The sequence below is a fragment of the Kitasatospora sp. NPDC059795 genome, from assembly GCF_042732175.1.
GTDB lineage: Bacteria > Actinomycetota > Actinomycetes > Streptomycetales > Streptomycetaceae > Kitasatospora.
The window spans coordinates 1-1,084 of record NZ_JBHWID010000065.1 but is presented as its reverse complement, the minus strand read 5'-3'; the positions used below and the strand labels follow the sequence as shown (position 1 = coordinate 1,084).

Genomic DNA, 1,084 nt, shown 5'->3' with positions numbered 1-1,084 from the left:
TAAGTACCTGGAGGAAGAGAAAGCAAATGCGATTTCCTGAGTAGCGGCGAGCGAAACGGAACATAGCCCAAACCAAGAGGCTTGCCTCTTGGGGTTGTAGGACACTCTGTACGGAGTTACAAAGGAACGAGGTAGATGAAGAGGTCTGGAAAGGCCCGCCATAGGAGGTAACAGCCCTGTAGTCAAAACTTCGTTCTCTCCTGAGTGGATCCTGAGTACGGCGGAACACGTGAAATTCCGTCGGAATCTGGGAGGACCATCTCCCAAGGCTAAATACTCCCTAGTGACCGATAGTGAACCAGTACCGTGAGGGAAAGGTGAAAAGCACCCCGGAAGGGGAGTGAAAGAGATCCTGAAACCGTGTGCCTACAAGTAGTCAGAGCCCGTTAACGGGTGATGGCGTGCCTTTTGTAGAATGAACCGGCGAGTTACGATCCCGTGCAAGGTTAAGCTTAAGAAGGCGGAGCCGCAGCGAAAGCGAGTCTGAATAGGGCGAAATAGTACGTGGTCGTAGACCCGAAACCAGGTGATCTACCCATGTCCAGGGTGAAGTTCAGGTAACACTGAATGGAGGCCCGAACCCACGCACGTTGAAAAGTGCGGGGATGAGGTGTGGGTAGCGGTGAAATTCCAATCGAACCTGGAGATAGCTGGTTCTCTCCGAAATAGCTTTAGGGCTAGCCTCAAGGTAAGAGTCTTGGAGGTAGAGCACTGATTGGACTAGGGGCCCCTACCGGGTTACCGAATTCAGTCAAACTCCGAATGCCAATGACTTATCCTTGGGAGTCAGACTGCGAGTGATAAGATCCGTAGTCGAAAGGGAAACAGCCCAGACCGCCAGCTAAGGTCCCAAAGTATACGTTAAGTGGAAAAGGATGTGGAGTTGCTTAGACAACCAGGATGTTGGCTTAGAAGCAGCCACCATTTAAAGAGTGCGTAATAGCTCACTGGTCGAGTGACTCTGCGCCGAAAATGTAACGGGGCTAAACACACCACCGAAGCTATGGCATTGCAGCTTGCTGCATTGGGTAGGGGAGCGTTGTATATAGGTTGAAGTCAGACCGTAAGGACTGGTGGACAGTAT

General features: G+C 51.4%; 1 rRNA gene. It reads left to right on the top strand.

Features of this window, described 5'->3' with window-relative positions:
* Positions 1-1,084 (top strand): 23S ribosomal RNA (locus tag ACFV4P_RS36005); the annotation flags it as partial.